14 protein-coding genes, 1 CRISPR repeat array and 1 riboswitch (1 of these 16 cut by a window edge) are annotated in these 18585 nt (G+C 55.9%); of the genes, 7 read left to right on the top strand and 7 right to left on the bottom strand.

Going from position 1 to position 18585, the window contains the following annotated elements:
• Positions 1–2274: direct repeats of the CRISPR family, unit length 33 nt; unit sequence ATTTCAATCCACGCGCTCCGCGAGGAGCGCGAC; it reaches 2623 nt to the left of the window's first position.
• Between the two features lie 192 nt (positions 2275–2466).
• From cas2 to cas3, 7 genes are all read right to left on the bottom strand, one after another.
• The gene (gene cas2, locus D5269_RS04610; protein WP_016314942.1) at positions 2467–2757 is read right to left on the bottom strand and encodes a CRISPR-associated endonuclease Cas2; all 291 of its coding nucleotides are present in this window, start codon (positions 2755–2757) and stop codon (positions 2467–2469) included.
• A 10-nt stretch (positions 2758–2767) separates the two neighbouring features.
• Positions 2768–3799 carry a type I-C CRISPR-associated endonuclease Cas1c gene (gene cas1c / locus D5269_RS04605; RefSeq protein ID WP_120483806.1) on the bottom strand — a complete coding sequence of 344 codons (1032 nt, stop codon included), beginning with the start codon at positions 3797–3799 and terminating at the stop codon, positions 2768–2770.
• 180 nt (positions 3800–3979) lie between these two features.
• Positions 3980–4630, bottom strand: coding sequence for a CRISPR-associated protein Cas4 (gene cas4, locus D5269_RS04600; protein WP_120483805.1), 651 nt, complete (start codon positions 4628–4630; stop codon positions 3980–3982).
• Position 4631: 1 nt separating this feature from the next.
• Positions 4632–5522: a type I-C CRISPR-associated protein Cas7/Csd2 gene (gene cas7c, locus D5269_RS04595; protein WP_016314945.1), complete on the bottom strand. Its 891-nt coding sequence runs from the start codon at positions 5520–5522 to the stop codon at positions 4632–4634.
• The gene (cas8c, locus tag D5269_RS04590) at positions 5519–7309 is read right to left on the bottom strand and encodes a type I-C CRISPR-associated protein Cas8c/Csd1 (RefSeq protein ID WP_120483804.1); all 1791 of its coding nucleotides are present in this window, start codon (positions 7307–7309) and stop codon (positions 5519–5521) included. The genes cas7c and cas8c overlap by 4 nt, the downstream gene beginning before the upstream one ends.
• Positions 7306–7959, bottom strand: coding sequence for a type I-C CRISPR-associated protein Cas5c (gene cas5c, locus D5269_RS04585; protein ID WP_016314947.1), 654 nt, complete (start codon positions 7957–7959; stop codon positions 7306–7308). The genes cas8c and cas5c overlap by 4 nt, the downstream gene beginning before the upstream one ends.
• A gap of 14 nt (positions 7960–7973) precedes the next feature.
• A complete protein-coding gene (cas3, locus tag D5269_RS04580) occupies positions 7974–10133 on the bottom strand; it encodes a CRISPR-associated helicase Cas3' (protein ID WP_120483803.1) in 2160 nt (719 codons plus the stop codon).
• Positions 10134–10396: 263 nt separating this feature from the next.
• Here cas3 and D5269_RS04575 point away from each other — a divergent pair, with 263 nt between their 5' ends.
• The 7 genes from D5269_RS04575 (at position 10397) to D5269_RS04545 (ending at position 18553) form a co-directional block, all read left to right on the top strand.
• Positions 10397–11383: a LacI family DNA-binding transcriptional regulator gene (locus D5269_RS04575; protein WP_120483802.1), complete on the top strand. Its 987-nt coding sequence runs from the start codon at positions 10397–10399 to the stop codon at positions 11381–11383.
• Positions 11384–11630: 247 nt separating this feature from the next.
• Positions 11631–12641, top strand: a complete 1011-nt coding sequence (gene yiaK / locus D5269_RS04570; RefSeq protein ID WP_120483801.1) for a 3-dehydro-L-gulonate 2-dehydrogenase — start codon at positions 11631–11633, stop codon at positions 12639–12641.
• A 142-nt stretch (positions 12642–12783) separates the two neighbouring features.
• A riboswitch (glycine riboswitch) is annotated at positions 12784–12869 on the top strand.
• A gap of 163 nt (positions 12870–13032) precedes the next feature.
• Complete coding sequence (gene gcvT / locus D5269_RS04565; RefSeq protein ID WP_120483838.1) at positions 13033–14118, top strand: glycine cleavage system aminomethyltransferase GcvT; 1086 nt, start codon at positions 13033–13035, stop codon at positions 14116–14118.
• Between the two features lie 52 nt (positions 14119–14170).
• Positions 14171–14548: a glycine cleavage system protein GcvH gene (gene gcvH, locus D5269_RS04560; protein WP_120483800.1), complete on the top strand. Its 378-nt coding sequence runs from the start codon at positions 14171–14173 to the stop codon at positions 14546–14548.
• Positions 14549–14552: 4 nt separating this feature from the next.
• Positions 14553–15875, top strand: a complete 1323-nt coding sequence (gcvPA, locus tag D5269_RS04555) for an aminomethyl-transferring glycine dehydrogenase subunit GcvPA (protein WP_120483799.1) — start codon at positions 14553–14555, stop codon at positions 15873–15875.
• Positions 15866–17302 carry an aminomethyl-transferring glycine dehydrogenase subunit GcvPB gene (gene gcvPB / locus D5269_RS04550; protein WP_120483798.1) on the top strand — a complete coding sequence of 479 codons (1437 nt, stop codon included), beginning with the start codon at positions 15866–15868 and terminating at the stop codon, positions 17300–17302. The genes gcvPA and gcvPB overlap by 10 nt, the downstream gene beginning before the upstream one ends.
• 249 nt (positions 17303–17551) lie before the next feature.
• Positions 17552–18553 carry a lipoate--protein ligase gene (locus D5269_RS04545; protein WP_120483797.1) on the top strand — a complete coding sequence of 334 codons (1002 nt, stop codon included), beginning with the start codon at positions 17552–17554 and terminating at the stop codon, positions 18551–18553.
• Positions 18554–18585 lie beyond the last annotated feature (32 nt).

Here is an 18585-nt window from a genome sequence, read left to right as displayed (position 1 = left end):
CACCTGGAAAAGAAATAGATTTCAATCCACGCGCTCCGCGAGGAGCGCGACCCGAAGCTGCCCCCGGTGCGGCTTGCCATAGCAATATTTCAATCCACGCGCTCCGCGAGGAGCGCGACGCGTCTCGTATTGGTAGGCTGCTACCTAAGTCTTATTTCAATCCACGCGCTCCGCGAGGAGCGCGACGGGGGACAAGGCCCGGTACAAACTCATCCTTTCGGATTTCAATCCACGCGCTCCGCGAGGAGCGCGACCATATCCATAGATCATCATGGACATCCAACAATACATTTCAATCCACGCGCTCCGCGAGGAGCGCGACTCTTGACACGCTGCTTACGCTGCTGACTGATTTGAATTTCAATCCACGCGCTCCGCGAGGAGCGCGACCGGTCAGATCGTCTGTCTGCTCAATGCGGAAACAGTATTTCAATCCACGCGCTCCGCGAGGAGCGCGACTTTTTTACCGATGATTTAGGACACTCTTTTTCAATAATTTCAATCCACGCGCTCCGCGAGGAGCGCGACGGCAACCAGCCCTTCCGCTGGCATCCATAGAGATTATTTCAATCCACGCGCTCCGCGAGGAGCGCGACGCGGGAAAAACAATCTCGATGGTGCGGTATCTCATTTCAATCCACGCGCTCCGCGAGGAGCGCGACGCAAAGATTCTTCTGGTTCCTCAAGTTCTTCCGGATTTCAATCCACGCGCTCCGCGAGGAGCGCGACTGTACTTAATTAGATTATCCATGGAGAGTTGCCCATTTCAATCCACGCGCTCCGCGAGGAGCGCGACGCCCGTCGATCTTGTCCCACGAATCGTACGAAATATTTCAATCCACGCGCTCCGCGAGGAGCGCGACCCTGCGCGCATGTTACGATACATTCGAGAAGATTATTTCAATCCACGCGCTCCGCGAGGAGCGCGACCACAAATCGCCGGAAACATCGCAACAGCAATTCTATTTCAATCCACGCGCTCCGCGAGGAGCGCGACATACATCCGGAGACAGCGCCTATAATGTCAAAAATTTCAATCCACGCGCTCCGCGAGGAGCGCGACATGCCAGCAGCTATGATCGTCATACCACCAGGAAGATTTCAATCCACGCGCTCCGCGAGGAGCGCGACTCCGTATTCTGTGACAAGGATATATTTCAGCGGCGATTTCAATCCACGCGCTCCGCGAGGAGCGCGACATAATGTTTGACATTCCTTGATGCGGCCCGGCGATTTCAATCCACGCGCTCCGCGAGGAGCGCGACCGTTTTCTTCCTTCCATTCCTCATAGGTCAGCGGGATTTCAATCCACGCGCTCCGCGAGGAGCGCGACCCATGTTACCGGGTGTTCTGAATGGGATCTTTCGATTTCAATCCACGCGCTCCGCGAGGAGCGCGACCTGGAACTCCTATGGCTGCTGTCGCTGGCATCGGGATTTCAATCCACGCGCTCCGCGAGGAGCGCGACCATGGAAGTTCTGGAAGCCCACGGCTGCGGCTGATTTCAATCCACGCGCTCCGCGAGGAGCGCGACCCCAATTTCCGCCGTCATTTGTCCTTCTGCATCATTTCAATCCACGCGCTCCGCGAGGAGCGCGACAGATTAAAAGCGGGGACACGCCATGTATTGACGATTTCAATCCACGCGCTCCGCGAGGAGCGCGACGGGTAAACCTGTTCATGCTGGGCGTGGATACCGGATTTCAATCCACGCGCTCCGCGAGGAGCGCGACATTCCGGCTTTATTTCCGTGATCGTGTAGCTGGGATTTCAATCCACGCGCTCCGCGAGGAGCGCGACATGCGTTCCGACAAATTTGCGTTCACTTCATCAAAATTTCAATCCACGCGCTCCGCGAGGAGCGCGACGTACATTTTTGAGCTTTGCAAGGTCCATTTCTACGATTTCAATCCACGCGCTCCGCGAGGAGCGCGACACGGCCTTTCCGCACCGTTCGCACCTGTTCATAATTTCAATCCACGCGCTCCGCGAGGAGCGCGACCGGTACATTTTTGAGCTTTGCAAGGTCCATTTCTACGATTTCAATCCACGCGCTCCGCGAGGAGCGCGACCGGCTTGTCATTGACGAAGCAAAAGCCCCCTTTGTAATTTCAATCCACGCGCTCCGCGAGGAGCGCGACACGGATAGATTATCCTCAATATCTTCTTTATGGATTTCAATCCACGCGCTCCGCGAGGAGCGCGACTTGCAGCAGGTGCAAATTATCTTCCAGGTGTGCGATTTCAATCCACGCGCTCCGCGAGGAGCGCGACAGCAAAAAAACACAAAACAGAAGAGCGTTCTTTGTGATAAACATAAAATATTATGAGTCTTTTAGATAAATAAAGAAAGGGAACCGTTAGAAAACTTTTTGTTTGTGAATGGCAGACGGAATATTTGTGGTGCGAATCCCAGAGGATTTTCTGTGTGCTTAACATTCGCACTGTTTGAACGGGACTCGAATTTTACAGAATCAGAGGATCGTTTACATCAAAACTGGCTTTGGCTCCAATATGTTCGACTTTCTTTTTATATTGGTTTCCAAGATAATAAAATCTCAGACTATCGGTTTCCGGGTCAATGAGCGATATTAATTTTTGCTGGACTGACCGACAAAGAGCGGCATCCATATGACATTCAAACACGGAATTTTGGACACGCTGTCCATAGTTTATACACTGTTTGGCTACTTGACGAAGCCGCTTTCGTCCGGCTGATGTCTGGGTGTTGACATCATAGGTTATCAATACCAACAATAGAGATCACCTACTTCCAGAAAAATGGGGGATACCCATCCAAATCTCCGCGGAGATAGCGGGCGAGCAACATCGCCTGAATATACGGGGCAAGTCCCCACGGTATTTTTTCTTCTAAAAATGGATGTGTCAACAGCTCCTGCTTTCTGAGCTGCCATGCGTTGAGGACAGATCGACGGGTATCATCATCCATCAGGATTGCGCCGTTCTCCTTTTCAGTGAATCCGGTTGCCTTGATCTGTTTTTTATTGATAATTGACAGGACAAACCGGTCAGCGATTACCGAGCGGAATTCTTCCATCAAGTCGAGACTGAGGGAGGTACGGCCAGGGCGATCCCTGTGCAGGAACCCGACGTAAGGATCGAGACCCACCGACTCCAGCGCGGAAGAAACATCGTGCGCTAGTAAGGAGTAAGTGAATGAAAGCAGCGCGTTTACCCGGTCGAGAGGTGGACGGCGGCTGCGGGACGAAAACGAAAAGGAATCCTTCTGTTGCAGGATCAGCTCGTCAAAGACGGAGAAATAGCGGGAAGCAGCTTCTCCTTCCACACCGCGCAGCTGTTCCAAATTTTGCGCTTGGGAGAGCTGCCCCAGCGCATTTTTCAAAAATCCGGAAGCACGATCCACCTTGGTGGCATCCAAACGCATCGGATGATCCCTCATCGCCCGTTCAAGTACCCAGCGGGAGTTGTGGAGTTTTCCAAACAGAAATGACCGCGCAATCCCAAGGCTCTGCTGCTCATCATCCGAAATGCGATACTGGGTTTTGCGAAGTACCACATTTCCGTGACCTTCCCCGGTCACCCGGGAGAGAAACCTCCCACTGGGTGTGAAGAAGGACAGCGCGATTCCACGCCGGGCACAGGCACCCATCAGGGCAGGGCTTGCACCTGTATAGCCAAACACCAGGATGCTTTCCAGATTGTGCAGGGGAATCCGTCTCACTTCCTTACCATCTTGCAGGACAACGATGTTTTCCCCGTCCAGAGACAGGTAGACGTCCGGCAGGGTAACATAAAGGGTATTGCCCAGCTTTCTCATGATGGTTCCTCCTATATGGTCAGCCTGCTTAAAAAATGACTTTATTTTTGAGCGGCAGGTATTGCCTGCAAGTATGCAGCGTGTTTGTTGATCATGTGATGTGAAACAGCGGCCTTTTGCGACTGCGTCCAAAAGGCCGCTGCCGCAAAAAAATGGTTGGATCCTTTTGGGGCATTTCAATCATAAATATCTTTGGAGATAGGGTTGGACCGAGCTTTTCCGATAAAGTTTGGGTAAGCAAAGTTCTTTCAGGGAACACGCGTTGCAGTGTTTTGCAGGCTTGACCTTGGGGGTGTACCGGCGGGAAAACAGCGTATGCATTTCATTGAGCATCTCCCGTACCCGACAGCGCAGGTCTTCTCCCAAGGGAACACGGGTGCGGCGCCCAGTTTCCCCATAATAGAGAGCTGCTTCTGGAATTTCACATCCAAACATCTCCTCCAGACAGAGCGACTGGCAGCAGACTTGGAGCCGGTCGCAATCGTCCTCTTTCGGGGAACCGCGTTTATACTCTACTGCCATGGGCAGATAGCGTCCGTCCCGTCCGGCGATTGGCACACCATCCGGAGCGGCACGCAATTCGACCACATCACATACACCGTTGACCCCGAGGGAACGTGAGAAAACTGGCATCCCACGGGAGATCAGCAGATCGCCTCGCTTCTCGGTGACGAATGGGCCGTGGGCTTTCTGGTGCAGAAGAGCCCCCTCGACGGTGCGAAGGTTCTCCTGCCACTGCTGTTCAATATGGATCAGCGCCCATTGTCTCCGACAGAAGGAAAAATGCTGTAATCCGGACAGACTGAGAAAGTCTTCTTCCCGATACTCCATGTCAGACCTTGCGGATACAGGTGACGCCGGCCGGCACTGCGGCCTCATCAATCCGTACCTCATAATCGGTATAGGCCCGAGGAGCCTGTACGCCCTCACGGCGGTGCACCTGCACCAGATCGAACAGTCTGTGGGAAGGCGCATTGCCCAGTTCGCTCTCGTGGCGGAAGACGATCAGCTCCCGCACCGCCATCTTGCCGCGCGCGGCTGAGTGATCGTGCTCGAACATGTTGATGATCGCTTCCCAAAGCAGTTCCAGGTCCTCCTCCGAGAAACCGGTAAATCTGCGGGCAAGGTTGGCCGAGACATATCCTTCCGCGCGGTAGAGCGCATACGGAACAATGTATTTGCGGCCCATCTCGGTCCCTTTTTTCAGTGCATCCTCTTCGGTTGTGATCGCAACACGGGTAATGGTCACCTCTTTGGAGAAGATCGGGTCGATGCTGCGCGCAAATCCGATCTGTACCGGGCCGCGTACCTGACCGCAGTTTAGTTTTGCTTTCACGAAGGTGGTCATTACCGCGCCAAAGGTGCGTATGTCATAAAACTCCCGGCACATATAGTCCCGGATCGCCGCATCAATATTAGGGCGGTCTTTTTTCAGCTCCTTGAGCTGGGATTCCTCCACCCCTTCATGTGCAAACGCTTTCTGGTCACTGGTATTGAGGGGAACGTTCTCTTTGATGTAGATTTGAAAACCAGGTGTACTCTCTTTTACGGTCTCGACATAGTTGCGGATCTTGCGTTTGAGGCATACATCGGTTACAAGGCCATGTCCGGTCTCTGCATCGACGCGCGGCAGGTTGCCTGCATCCGGATCGCCGTTGGGATTGCCGTTCTCTACATCGAACAGGATGATAAATTCGTATCGATTTTTAATGGCTTCACTCATAGTTGCTGTTCCTCCTCTTTCTTCTCAGCTTTGGCATAATTAGCACGATTTTGATGGTAGTACCCAAGGATGAAGATGCCCTGTTCGTCAAGCGAAAGCTGCGCCGGAAACGGATCATCCGTTACCTCCAGTTTGCCGAGCAGGCTGTCAATCCTGTTATAGCTGGTCGTGCCGTACTCTGCCTTGGAAATATGCGCCATTGAGAGCCGTAGGAGGGTTGGAAAGACCGAAGAAGGGTTGGCACAGGCGGAAGCAAAATAGCGGTCCCGAATGGTGGTGCAGATCCCGGGACTGGCGTCCTGTTGGGCCTTTTCCAATACGGAGAACAGCCGCCCGAGCACATAGGCTTTGTTGGTGGATTGTTCGTTGAGTGACACAGTCAATACCTCCCGATCAGATGGTTTGAGACGTTTGCGGAGAAGGCAGGCTTTTAAGATCGCCGCCTTGTAATAACTGACCTCATGTTCCGCGCGGATGCGCAGATGGATTGCCGAAGCGAGTGATTCGGGGTAAGGGGAACCGGTGAGGATCGCACGCATCACCGCGCCGGAGAGCAGCGGGGAAGCGGACTTGTCCCGGGAAGCGGGAGAAACGGTTTCTGCCAGCAGCTTCCATGGGGGGAACACCTCTGGCTCAAACGGTGCATGTGCAAGCTGCAAGTCCCGATAATGGGCGGTGATCCGCTCCAGGAAATTTCCAAAGCTGTCCCGCAGGAAAAAACGCACAGAAAGCCGCGCCGAATTGGGAGAGAGCGCGAGGATGCAGAACTGCACATTGGGATCAAGGTGAAAAGCGGAGGCGACCGGCAGCCCGGAAGCGACCTTTCCGATCGCCCGTCCAATCATAGATTCGGTGGCGGTGTCCTGCACCGCATTGGTTCCCCCCTCATCCATCGGCGGATTCATAAACAGCTGAGAGACCTCCTGATAAGCGGTGCCGGGCGCTTCTGCCCAGTAGACGACGGTTGCGTCCCCGAGCCGCATCCGATAGGCGGAGTCGGCGAGCAGGCGGTTCAGCACCGTCGTGTAGGCGAATGCAGCATACTCGCTGACCGGCGCATTCAATCCCTGTCCATTCTCCCTACCGTAGGATTCGTAGGCACGTGCATTGAACGAGACGATCGAAGCCCCAACCGCCTGCGCCCCCTGCACTCCTTTGATACTGGGATGCAGGCGCGCGATCGGACGCAGCTCCCCACTGACAAGGCATTGTCCTCGCACAGTGCTGCTGCCAGCCTCCCGGTCGGCTTCCCATGCTGCCTGTATTTCCGGCACCTTGTGGAGCAGTCTGCCATCCTCAAGCTGGAAGGCGATGTTGGCCCCGGCAGACAGATCATCAAGGCTGGACTGCAATAGCGGGTGCTGTGCGGCGGTATCCGGGTTCCAGCGGGAGACAAATCTACAGATCGCCCTGGCTTCCGGGACTTCGAGCGGCCCGAGGAGCCGCAGATGTTTTTCCCGGAATGCTTCGAAACATCTCCGGGTGCGTTCCGGCCTGCCTTTGGTATCCAAACCAAAGACGTATTCTGCGTTTTCACAAAGAAAGTTGGCGCGCACCCCTGATGCTTTTTTCGCCGGTTCGGGCATCAGCATCAACTGCGGGACCTCGGCCAGCTTTTTCCCGCGCTGCTGCTGGATTTTACAGGGGATCAGGCCGAGCAGCTCCCCTTCGGGGGAGAGGGAGGCGATCAGCGAAACTTTGACATACGCCCAGCCCGGACGCGCGATCCCGCTTTCGGGATCGTCCGCGAGAATTTCGTAATACCGAAGGAGCGATTGCAGAATCATCGTACCACCTCACAGTCGGTCAGATCGACCACACCGTTCTCCATCCGCGCCCGGAAAAAGATCGGCTGGATATTTTCCGGATCTCTGAAGTCCATGTCGTAGAGCATGTAACCCAGATCGCGGGTTTCGGGGAGCGGGGCCGGCGGATCATCTTCGACCAGCCGGAACTGTGCGGGGAACTCCCGGCAGCCCAGGCAGGGCTGGTGGAAGCATTGCCCTTCCCGCATCCGGCGCAGCGCAATATTATAGTGCTTTTTCTCGTCGTCCCGCTCGCCGGCCTTGTCGGTCATCTCGAAGTGCGCTTCGATCAGATAGCGGACGTTGCGCAGCAGCAGGGAAGCACGCTGCTGGATGTCCGCTGAGGTGTTGATATAGAGCGGTTTTCGGGAACCGTTCATCACCGACCAGGCGGTACTGTGTGAGAGTTTGGAGCTGACCTCGTTGCGCCGGATATTGGTGAAAACAACCGGACTGCACACCTGGATGCGGTCGATCACCCAGCGGATTGCAGGTTTCCAATAGATTGCGTCCAGAATACCGCGCGCGGCGGAAGGGGTAATTATGTCGTAACTCACCCGCTCGACCTTCATCTCCGGACGGGAGAAAAGCGCATAATCGCCCCAGACTTCCAGCTTGATTCCATAGCCCAAAAGACCACTTCCTTTCAGAAAAAGATGCCCTGTCCGCCGGAACCCTCCGACAGAATCAGACCGGTTTGCGGATGATACCCTTCCGGGTCGGCGAGTATGGACAATCCGTCGCAGGGCTGTTCCAGCTTCCCATCCGCCTGAAGTGCCCGGTATTCCGGTTCATAGACCGAAACTGTATAAGGCTGCATCGCGCGGATGAGGTCGCGCTGTGGGGGACCGCTGCGCAGTTTGGCGATGAGCTGTTCAGCCCGCTGATCGAATGGGATCACAACCGGACGGGTAGCCTGCCCGATCAGCTCGAACGATCGTGCAATCTCAGAAAAGGGAAAACTGTATGCGGTCACACTCGCTTCCAGTTTGCGGCAGATATCTTTTATATCCAGGCTATCGTCCCCGGAGACCTCATAAAGCCGGGTGAAGTAGGTGTGAATCGTCTCGAGGGAAAGGGGATCGGGATGCTTTTGGAGGATATTACGTGCCAGTTCAGCCGGACGCCGCAAGGAGTGTGAACGGGGCTGGTAGGCAGGTTCCGGTTCAAAAACGAATACATCGCCGACCGAGTGCCTGTACTCACGGTTGCAGCGCCCAGCCGACTGCACGAGCGAATCTATCCCAGCCATCGCGCGGTAGACGACGGGGAAGTCCACGTCCACGCCCGCTTCGATGAGCTGGGTGGAAAAGACCCGGCAGTCGGTCCCTGCGCGCAGCCTTCGACGGATCTCATCAATGACCGCTTTGCGGTGGATGGGGCACATCAGTGTAGAGAGGTGAAAAGAGTCGCTGCCGCCAACGGCGTGATAGAGCGCCCGCGCATGGGAACGGGTATTGACGATGCAAAGCACCTGTGAAAGCCTTTGCAGCTCCTCGCAGAGGGTGTCATTTGAGAGTTCTCCGCGGAGCGCCATCCGGGTCCGCTGGAAGAACCGGTAAAGGCCGTCGGTATCCTTACAGATTTCCTGTATTGCACTGGGAGGGAAAAAACGGCCAAGCGCAGGCTGGGTCGCGCTGCATAAGACAGCAGTACACCGGTAGTTGCGCACCAGTTCGGAGATCGCCTGTGTGCAGGGACGCAGATATTCGGTGGGAAGCATCTGTGCCTCATCGAACAGGATCACGCTGTTGGCAATGTTGTGCAGCTTGCGGCAGCGGGAGGGGCGGTTGGAGAAGAGGGATTCAAAAAACTGGACATTGGTGGTCACAATCAGCGGCACATCCCAATTTTCGGAAGCAAGTTTCTGCTTTTTCAGGATTCCGTGTTCGTCGTCAGCGGAAAAGTCAAAGTTGGAATGGTGCTGCAATACCGATTCCGCTCCCAATAGTTCGGAAAAAACAGCTCCATTCTGTTCGATGATCGAGGTATAGGGAATCACATAGATGACCCGATCCAAACCGTTTTTCAGGGCATGGCGGAGCGCGAAAGCGAGGGAAGAAAGGGTTTTTCCGCCGCCGGTCGGTACAGTCAGGCTGAACAGCCCGCGTGGATGGACGGAAGCGTCGATGCAGTCCCGCAGGATGGCGCACCGTTTCTGGTCGATCGGCCGGCCACTGTGCCCGAATGTTTCTAATTTTTGGTCGAGCCTATGCGACAGCAGCTCCAGATCAGAGGGGATTTCCCGGTCAATAGTGCCATTCGACTGGAACCGCTCGGTATCCAGAAAGTCTGCATCCACCAGGCAGGAGTAGAGCATCCGGATGTAGAAGGAAAGGGTAAAGCCGATCGACTTACGGGAGGCGGGTTGGAGCGCGAACGGCTGCGTGGGAATAGCGGGCAGGTCATTCTCGGCAAAAAAAGCGTCGTGAGGCTCCAGTTTCCGCAGCAGCCTCCCTGCCAGGGTGGTGTCAGCTTCGGTATCGGCCTGATCCCCGCCGTCCGGCAGCCCGCCATGGTGCCCCGCCACACAATAAGCGAGCAGCTTTCCGATCTTCGGATTTTGCCGGAAAAGCGCCTGCGCGCCGGCTGTTGAATGGTCCGGACGCAGCTTCCCGCCCCGGATACGTTTTTGAAAGGCTTCGGAATATTTCCCCATATCGTGCATCCGGGCGCAAAGCCCTGCAAGCTCGCTGCTCTGGAAAGGGGCTGCAAATCTTTCAGCGAGCTTTGCGGTTCCGTCCAGATGTTCTTTTACCGTTTGCGCAACCTGGTCCTGTTCGCGATAGTGAGCGATGTAGTCCAAAAAATCACCACCAATCTGTCGAGTTTTGTCATTTTATACAATCTATTTTAATAAAATTATTTGTGCAAATTCAATAGGTATATTGGACGAAAATTCCAAGGGATGTTTGGCGGCTCATACAGAAAGCAAGAAGGAACAACCGGTTTTGTGCCATCGGTGAGGCAGCTCGTTCTTCTGCAAAAATCTTGACAGCTGCCGCTAAAACGGATACAATTTTGAAAGGGCTTTCAACCATTTTGCATAGAAGGAGGGGCGGAAAAAAGATGAATATTTACGATATTGCGAAAGAAGCCGGGGTTTCGATCTCTACGGTCTCACGGGTATTGAACAAGAAAGAGAATGTCAATGAGGAGACCCGCTGTAAGGTGGAGGAAATTCTCAAAAAATATGACTATGTCCCAAGCGGGATTGCGCGGGGGATGGTTTCCAAATCGATGAAAACAGTGGCGATCCTGACAGTCGATGTGCGGGTGCCGCAGTATTCGCGTATTGCCTATACGATTGAGCGGGAATTCAGCAAACGGGGGTATAATGTCCAGCTTTGCAACACTGGCGGAGACCTGGAAGAGGCGGTACAGTATCTGGATGTTGTCACCAGCAAGCAGGTGGATGGTGTGGTCCTGGTAGGCTCGATCTTCAACCGGATCGAGCTGGATGAGCGGGTCGCGTCCCTGTTGAAGCATACACCGGTTGTGGTGGCGAACGGTCAGCTGAATCTGCCCGGCTGCTACTCGGTTCTGGTGGACGATCGTTTGGGAATCTCCTTGGCGGTTGACCACCTTTACCAGAAGGGCCATCGGGAGATTTTTTATCTGAAGGACATGGATACAGACAGTGCACAGCGCAAGCAGGCCGGCTTTCTGGAAACGATGAAACGGTTGGGGCTGGACGGGGCGTCGCATATCCGGGAGACCGAATTTGGCCTACAGGGCGGAATGCAGGCGGTGCAGCGGCTTCTGGATTCGGAAGTGGAGGTCAGCGCGATCGTCTGTGGGGAGGACCTGACTGCGGTTGGCGTGCTCAAAGGCTTAAAATGTGCGGGGATCAAGGTGCCGGAAGAGATTGCGGTGACCGGTTTCAACCATTCTGATTATGCAAAGGTCTGTGAACCGGAGCTGACTACGGTTGACAACAAAGCTGAACTGGTGGGAGGGCTGAGCGTGCAGCTTTTGGAGACGCTGATCCGAAAAGGGGAGCATTATGCCTCTATGGTGGTGCAGCCGCAGCTTGTGCTTGGAAGAAGCTCATAAAAGCGCTTTTTTATATTTTTTAAAAATAAAGCTGCAATCCAATCGAAAGATTTGATTGGATTGCAGCTTTTTGCACTATTAAAACGCTTGAAATAACATTAGAATTATAAATTATGACAAATTAGAGAAAGGGCAATAGGAGCATCTTGACTTTTGAAAGAGATTTGCTATACTGATTATAGAAAAGCGCTTTCATAAAAACTGCGAACGATATTTTAGATGATTTTTTAAGAAGGAGTGTTGCAAAATGCGTATCCCGGCACAGGAATTAAAGGCAACCTTTCAGGAAATCCTGCTTGGACGTGGGGTCGATCCGGTGATTGCGGAGGCTGCCGCCCAGAATTTTACGGATACCAGTGTGGATGGCGTCTATAGCCATGGCGTCAACCGGTTCCCCCGGGTCATCAGCTACCTGGACAAAGGGGTGGTGGATGGGAAAGCAAAACCCGAGTGCACCGCAAAAATGGGCGGTTTCGAGCGCTGGGATGGGCATATGGGTCTCGGGAATGCCAACGCCCGACTCGCGATGGACCGGGCATGCGAGCTAGCGCAGGAACATGGAATCGGCATCGTGGCGATCGGCAACACCAATCACTGGATGCGGGGCGGCGCCTATGGGTGGCAGGCTGCGGACCGGGGCTGTGTGGGAATCTGCTGGACTAACACGATGCCCAATACCCCGGCATGGGGCGGCAAGGAAGCAAAGATCGGAAACAACCCGTTTATCCTCTCGGTTCCGCAGAGCGAGGGAAAACATGTGGTGATCGACTGCGCGATGAGCCAGTTTGCGTATGGGAAGATCGAGATGGCCCGGATGAAAGGGGAACAGCTCCCGGTTCCGGGCGGCTGGGACAGCGAAGGCAACATCACCACCGATCCCGCCGAAATCGAAAAGACCCAGCGTGTTCTGACGATCGGTTACTGGAAGGGCAGCGGGCTTTCGATCGCGCTCGATCTGGTGGCAGCGATCCTGTCAGGGGCCAACACCGTCACCGACATCGGCCGGAAATATACCGAAGAAGTTGGGCTGTCACAGGTGATGATTGCGATTGATCCCAGGCATATGAACACTGCAGCGCTCACCGACAACATCATCAAAACGGTTGTGGAGGACATCAAAACGGCTGAACCGACCACGCCGGACGGAAAAATCTTTTATCCGGGAGAACTCGAGCTGGTGACCCGCAGGGAAAACATCGAAAACGGTGTACCGGTTCTGGAGGAGGTCTGGGAGACGATCCAGAGTTTGAAAGCCTGAAAAGATTTGGAATCCCCATATTTGTTCAAAATGCCTGGAAAGAGAAAATAAATTTGGGCTTTTTGCAGAAATTTTGAAAAGGGGGTTGCCAAAAACGGGTGAAGCCGGTATACTAGCGGTAATCAAACTGAATATTTTTCGGAAGATGGGTCCGGGAGAGACCGCTTCAATGCGGCGCCGAAGGTGAAGTCGCGATAAACTCTCAGGCAAAAGAACCGGATTCGGACGAAACTCTGGAAAGCTGGGCAAGGCTGTCTGGCACCGAAGAAGCAATCCTCATTGCGAGGAGAATCTTTCAGGTATGAATGACGGGGGCGTACTACGGGTAAAACGAGTACGTCTCCGTTTTTTATATGGCGCAGCAAAATCGGAAAGGAAAGAGGGATGCAAGTTGGAACTGAAAACACCACTCTATGACTGCCACGCCGCATATGGCGGCAAGATTGTCCCGTTTGCGGGCTATCTGCTGCCGGTACAGTACGGCACAGGCGTGATCGAGGAGCATATGGCGGTCCGCACCAAAGCAGGGCTGTTCGATGTTTCCCACATGGGTGAGGTGATCTATAAGGGCAGGGATGCGCTGGCGAACCTGAACCACCTGCTGACCAATGATTTTACCAATATGTATGACGGGCAGGTCCGCTACAGTGTGATGTGTTACGAGGATGGCGGCGTGGTGGACGACCTGATTGTTTATCGGATTACCGCGGAAAGCTATCTGATCGTAGTGAATGCGTCCAACCGCCACAAAGATGTCGCGTGGATGAAGGAGCACCTGTTCGGAGAGTGCACGATTGAGGATATTTCGGATCGCGTGGCGCAGCTTGCCCTACAGGGGCCGAACGCCAAAGCGATTCTGGAAAAGCTCACGTCGGCCGAGGATATCCCGGCGAAATATTACAGCTTTGTGCGGCAGGGGAAGGTAGGCGGGTTCGACTGCCTGATCTCCCAGACCGGCTATACCGGCGAGCATGGATACGAGATCTACCTCTCGAACGAGGACGCCCCGAAGCTCTGGAACCTGCTGTTGGAAACCGGAAAGCCGGAAGGGCTGATTCCCTGCGGCCTGGGCGCACGCGATACCCTGCGTCTGGAAGCCGGGATGCCGCTCTACGGACATGAAATGGATGAAACGATCGACCCGCTCGAGACCGGCCTGGGCTTTGGCGTGAAGATGGGAAAAGAGGCGTTTATTGGCAAGAAGGGGATCGAAGCCAAGGGCGCGCTGACCCGCAAGCGGGTAGGGCTGAAGGTGACCGGACGCGGGATCATCCGTGAACATGCGGACGTCTACGCGGATGGGAAGAAGATCGGGCAGACCACCTCGGGCACCCACTGTCCGTATCTGGGGCATCCGGTCGCAATGGCGCTGCTCGAGATCGCCTATACCGAGCCGGGCACCCAGGTGGAGGCTGAAGTCCGCGGGCGCAGGATTGCCGCCGAAGTTGTCAAACTTCCGTTCTATAAACGCGCATAATAAATACATCTGTGTTTTTCCATAAAAAGCATATTATTAGGAGGAAATAATCATGAATACACCGAAAGAACTGCTTTATTCCAAGTCGCACGAATGGGTTGCCTTCAGTGGGGATACCGCAAAGGTCGGCCTGACCGATTTTGCCCAGAATGCACTGGGCGGACTGGTGTTTGTCAACCTGCCGGAGGTGGGGGACGGGGTCGAGAAGGGGAAAGCCTGTGCAGACGTTGAATCGGTCAAGGCGGTTTCGGACGTCTACTGTCCGGTTTCCGGGGAGGTCACCGCGATCAATGAGGACCTGCTCGACCAGCCCGAGCTGATCAACCAGTCGCCCTATGAGGCGTGGCTGTTCGAGGTGGGCAGCATTTCTGATAAGGAAGAGCTGCTCGATGCGGCAGCTTATGAGGCGTTCTGCGCCGAGGAGGAATAAGCAGATGGGAAGCTATGTTCCGTCCACCCGGCAGGAACGCGCGCAGATGCTGCAAAAGATCGGTGCGGACAGCATCGACGCGCTGTTTGCGAACGTCCCGGCTGGGATGAAGCTGAAAGCACTTCATATCCCACAGGGAAAATCCGAACTTGAGGTCAGCGAACTGGTGAGCTCACTCGCTGCGGAAAACCGGGTGTTCCCGGTGATCTTCCGCGGCGCGGGCGCCTACAACCACTATATCCCCTCGATCGTTAAAAGCGTGACCTCCAAAGAAGAGTTTGTCACCGCCTATACCCCCTATCAGGCGGAAATCAGCCAGGGGATTTTGCAGTCGATCTTCGAGTACCAGACGATGATCTGTGAGCTGACCGGTATGGACGTCTCCAACGCGTCGGTCTATGACGGGGCATCTGCGGCAGCGGAAGCGGTTGCGATGTGCCGTGACCGCAGACGCGGCCGGGTTCTGGTCTCCGCGGCGGCACATCCAATGGTGATCCGCACGATCCAGACCTACTGCCACGCGGCGCATGTGGAAGTGGAGATCGTTCCGATGAAGGATGGTGTGACCGACAAGGACGCGCTGGTTTCGATGCTGGATGCAAAGACCGCCTGTTTCTATCTCCAGCAGCCCAACTATCTAGGCCAGTTTGAGGACGCGGACGCCCTCGGGGAGCTGGTGCACAGTGCGGGCGCCAAATACGTCATGGGGGTCAACCCGATTGCCTGTGCGATGGTCAAAACCCCGGCTGAGTCGGGCGCGGACATCGCGGTCGGCGAGGGGCAGCCGCTCGGAATGCCGCTTTCGTTCGGCGGCCCGTACCTCGGGTTTATGGCCTGCACCAGCGCGATGATGCGCAAACTGCCCGGACGGATCGTCGGGGAAACCACCGATTCGGAGGGGAACCGCGCATTTGTACTGACCCTGCAGGCGCGTGAACAGCATATCCGCCGGGAAAAGGCATCCTCCAACGTTTGCTCGAACCAGGCGCTCTGCGCACTGACCGCGTCGGCCTACATGACTGCGATGGGCGCACAGGGGATGCAGCAGGTCGCGGAGCTGTGCTATTCCAAGGCGCATTATGCGGCGGCGGAGCTGGGAAAGATCAGCGGGTTTGAACTGGCCTATACGGGACCGTTTTTCCATGAGTTTGTCACCGGCTGTCCGGGTGACCCGCAGGCCCTGCTTTCCAGGCTGGAGGGCGAGGGGATTCTGGGAGGCTATCCGGTCGAAGGCGGTATTCTCTGGTGCGTCACCGAGATGAACACCAAGGCGCAGATTGACAGGCTGGTATCGGTTATTCAGGAGGTGCGTGCAACATGGAACTGATTTTTGAACGGAGCAGAGAGGGCCGCGGCTGCGCGATCCTGCCAGGGCTGGATGTCCCGGCCGCCGAACTGCCGGAAGCACTGCGGCGCGGCAAGAAGCTCCATCTTCCCCAGATTGCGGAGGTGGACATCAGCCGCCATTATACCGCGCTGATGAAGCGCACCCATGGGGTCAATGACGGGTTTTATCCGCTCGGCTCCTGCACGATGAAATATAACCCCAAAATCAACGACGAGATGGCCGGCCTGCCGGGCTTTTCCAAGATCCATCCGCTCCAGCCGGCACATACGGTGCAGGGATGTCTGAAAGCGCTCTGCATGGCGGAAGAGCTGCTCTGCGAGATCACCGGCATGGATGGGATGACCTTCCAGCCCGCAGCGGGCGCACACGGGGAATTCACCGGCCTGATGCTGATTCAGGCGTACCATGAATCGCGCGGGGACCAAAAACGCACCAAGATCATCGTGCCGGATGCGGCACACGGAACCAACCCGGCGAGCGCGTCGATGGTCGGGTACGAGGTGGTCAGTATCCCCTCGAACAGCGAAGGCTGTGTCGATCTGGAAAAGCTGCGTGCAGCGGTCGGTGAGGACACCGCGGGCCTGATGCTCACCAATCCGAACACAGTCGGCATCTTTGACAAGAATATCCTTGAGATCACCCGGATCATCCACGACGCTGGCGGGCTGAACTACTACGACGGCGCAAACCTGAATGCGGTCATGGGGATGGTGCGTCCGGGCGATATGGGCTTTGATGTGATCCATCTCAACCTGCATAAGACCTTCTCGACCCCGCATGGCGGCGGCGGCCCCGGTTCCGGTCCGGTCGGCTGTAAGGAGCTGCTCAAGCCGTTTCTGCCGGTGTTCCATCAGGTGCGGGAGGGGGATTCCTGCCAGTTTGACACCCCGGCACAGTCGATCGGCAGTGTCAAGGCGTTCTATGGCAACTTCCTCGTGGTGCTGCGTGCGCTGACCTATGTCCTCACGCTGGGCGCCGAAGGGATTCCGGAGGCGTCCGCCAACGCGGTGCTCAATGCCAACTATCTGATGCATGAGTTGGCCGGCCTGTATGAGATGGCCTATGATGGGCCGTGTATGCATGAGTTTGTTATGTCCCTTTCGAAGCTCAAGAAAGAGAACGGGGTCAGTGCGATGGACATTGCCAAGTCGCTGCTCGACCACGGCATCCATCCGCCGACGATGTACTTCCCGCTGATCGTGGAAGAAGCGCTGATGGTCGAGCCGACCGAAACCGAGTCGAAGGAAACACTAGATCAGGCGGCAGCGGTTTTCCGCAGCATCTACGAGACAGCGCTCTCCGACCCGCAGAGCCTGCATGAAGCGCCGGTGCGTACACCGATCCGCAGGCCGGATGAACTGGGAGCAGCGCGCAACCCGAAGCTGCGCTATCAATTTACAGAGTAAGAACCTGGACTCATCATCCGGGGATGCCGGATGGGCGAGGGATTTTGCTGCCCTGCAAGGCGAAGCAGCAGGCCGGCAAAAGGCCCGCTCAGACGGTGTCAAATGGTTGTGAATACGGGTTCTGAAATAAGGGGACCATGTCCTAAGAGGCATTTTTCGAGTTATTTGCTGCTCCAAAGGCGGCAAGAGGGTGCTTTTTCACTGGTAAAAAGCACCCTTGTTTCAAAATAAAAGAAAGCAGGGAAACGGATGATAGAGCGGATTTATCTGGATGAAGCCGGAAATACCCTGCCTTACGGAAACCTTGCGCGGGAAGCCTGCCTGCTCGAAGCGGTGGGGGTGGGGGAGTGCATCCTCTACCTGTGGCAGAACCAGCGGACGGTGGTGATCGGCAGGAACCAGAACGCGTGGAAGGAGTGCCGCATGGAACAGCTCGAGGCAGACGGCGGGCATCTGGTCCGCCGCCTCTCGGGCGGCGGCGCGGTTTACCACGACCTCGGCAACCTTAATTTTACCTTTCTGGTGCGCGAGGAGGATTATGATGTCAGCCGGCAGCTTGAAGTGCTGGTCGGGGCGGTCAACCGGCTGGGAATCCACGCCGAAAAGACCGGACGCAATGATGTCACAGTCGATGGGCGCAAGATTTCGGGCAATGCGTTCTATCGCGCGGACGGGCACTGCTATCATCACGGCACCATCCTGATCGACGTGGATAAGGCCAGCCTGTCGGCCTATCTCAACGTTTCGGCGGCAAAGCTGCGGTCGAAAGGGGTCGATTCGGTGAAAGCCCGGGTCGCCAATCTCACAGATTTCCGCCCTGGTGTGACGGTCGAGCAGGTGCGGCAGGCACTGGCCGGGGCGTTTGGGGAGGTCTATGGGCTGTCCCCGGAGCGATTCCCCGAGGAACGGCTCGACCGGGCGGTGCTTTCCCGACAGGAGGAGACCTTCCGCTCGTGGGATTGGCGGTTCGGACGAAAAATCCCATTTACCAGCGAGCTTTCGGAACGGTATGATTGGGGGGAGGTCTGCCTGCAATTTGCGGTCAACGGCGGGATCGTGACCGATGTGCAGGCCTATTCCGACGCGATGGATCAGGAGCTGGTTGCCGCGCTGCCGGGGCTTCTCAAGGGGTGCCGGTACGGTGGGGCGCCGCTTGCGGAGGCGGTGGGGCAGCTCCCGCAGCCGGACAGCGGTGCAGAACGGATGGTGCAGGACTTACAAAGGCTGCTCGTGGAGCGGTGCACCGGTTAGAGCCGCCTAGGACGGCTGTTGACGCGGGCCGC

Origin of the sequence: Anaerotruncus sp. 1XD42-93, from assembly GCF_009917605.1 — a bacterium.
Taxonomy (GTDB): Bacteria; Bacillota; Clostridia; order Oscillospirales; family Ruminococcaceae; genus Anaerotruncus.
Note: the sequence above shows the minus strand (reverse complement) of the source record. Positions and strands in the feature narration are given on the sequence as shown.

Bases quoted from the DNA above. Each gene is read 5' to 3' on its own strand.
- gcvH (WP_120483800.1), top strand. From the start codon at position 14,171: ATGAATACACCGAAAGAACTGCTTTATTCCAAGTCGCACGAATGGGTT.
- gcvPB (WP_120483798.1), top strand. From the start codon at position 15,866: ATGGAACTGATTTTTGAACGGAGCAGAGAGGGCCGCGGCTGCGCGATC.
- cas7c (WP_016314945.1), bottom strand. From the start codon at position 5,522: ATGAGTGAAGCCATTAAAAATCGATACGAATTTATCATCCTGTTCGAT.
- D5269_RS04575 (WP_120483802.1), top strand. From the start codon at position 10,397: ATGAATATTTACGATATTGCGAAAGAAGCCGGGGTTTCGATCTCTACG.
- cas8c (WP_120483804.1), bottom strand. From the start codon at position 7,309: ATGATTCTGCAATCGCTCCTTCGGTATTACGAAATTCTCGCGGACGAT.
- yiaK (WP_120483801.1), top strand. From the start codon at position 11,631: ATGCGTATCCCGGCACAGGAATTAAAGGCAACCTTTCAGGAAATCCTG.
- gcvPA (WP_120483799.1), top strand. From the start codon at position 14,553: ATGGGAAGCTATGTTCCGTCCACCCGGCAGGAACGCGCGCAGATGCTG.
- cas4 (WP_120483805.1), bottom strand. From the start codon at position 4,630: ATGGAGTATCGGGAAGAAGACTTTCTCAGTCTGTCCGGATTACAGCAT.
- D5269_RS04545 (WP_120483797.1), top strand. From the start codon at position 17,552: ATGATAGAGCGGATTTATCTGGATGAAGCCGGAAATACCCTGCCTTAC.
- cas1c (WP_120483806.1), bottom strand. From the start codon at position 3,799: ATGAGAAAGCTGGGCAATACCCTTTATGTTACCCTGCCGGACGTCTAC.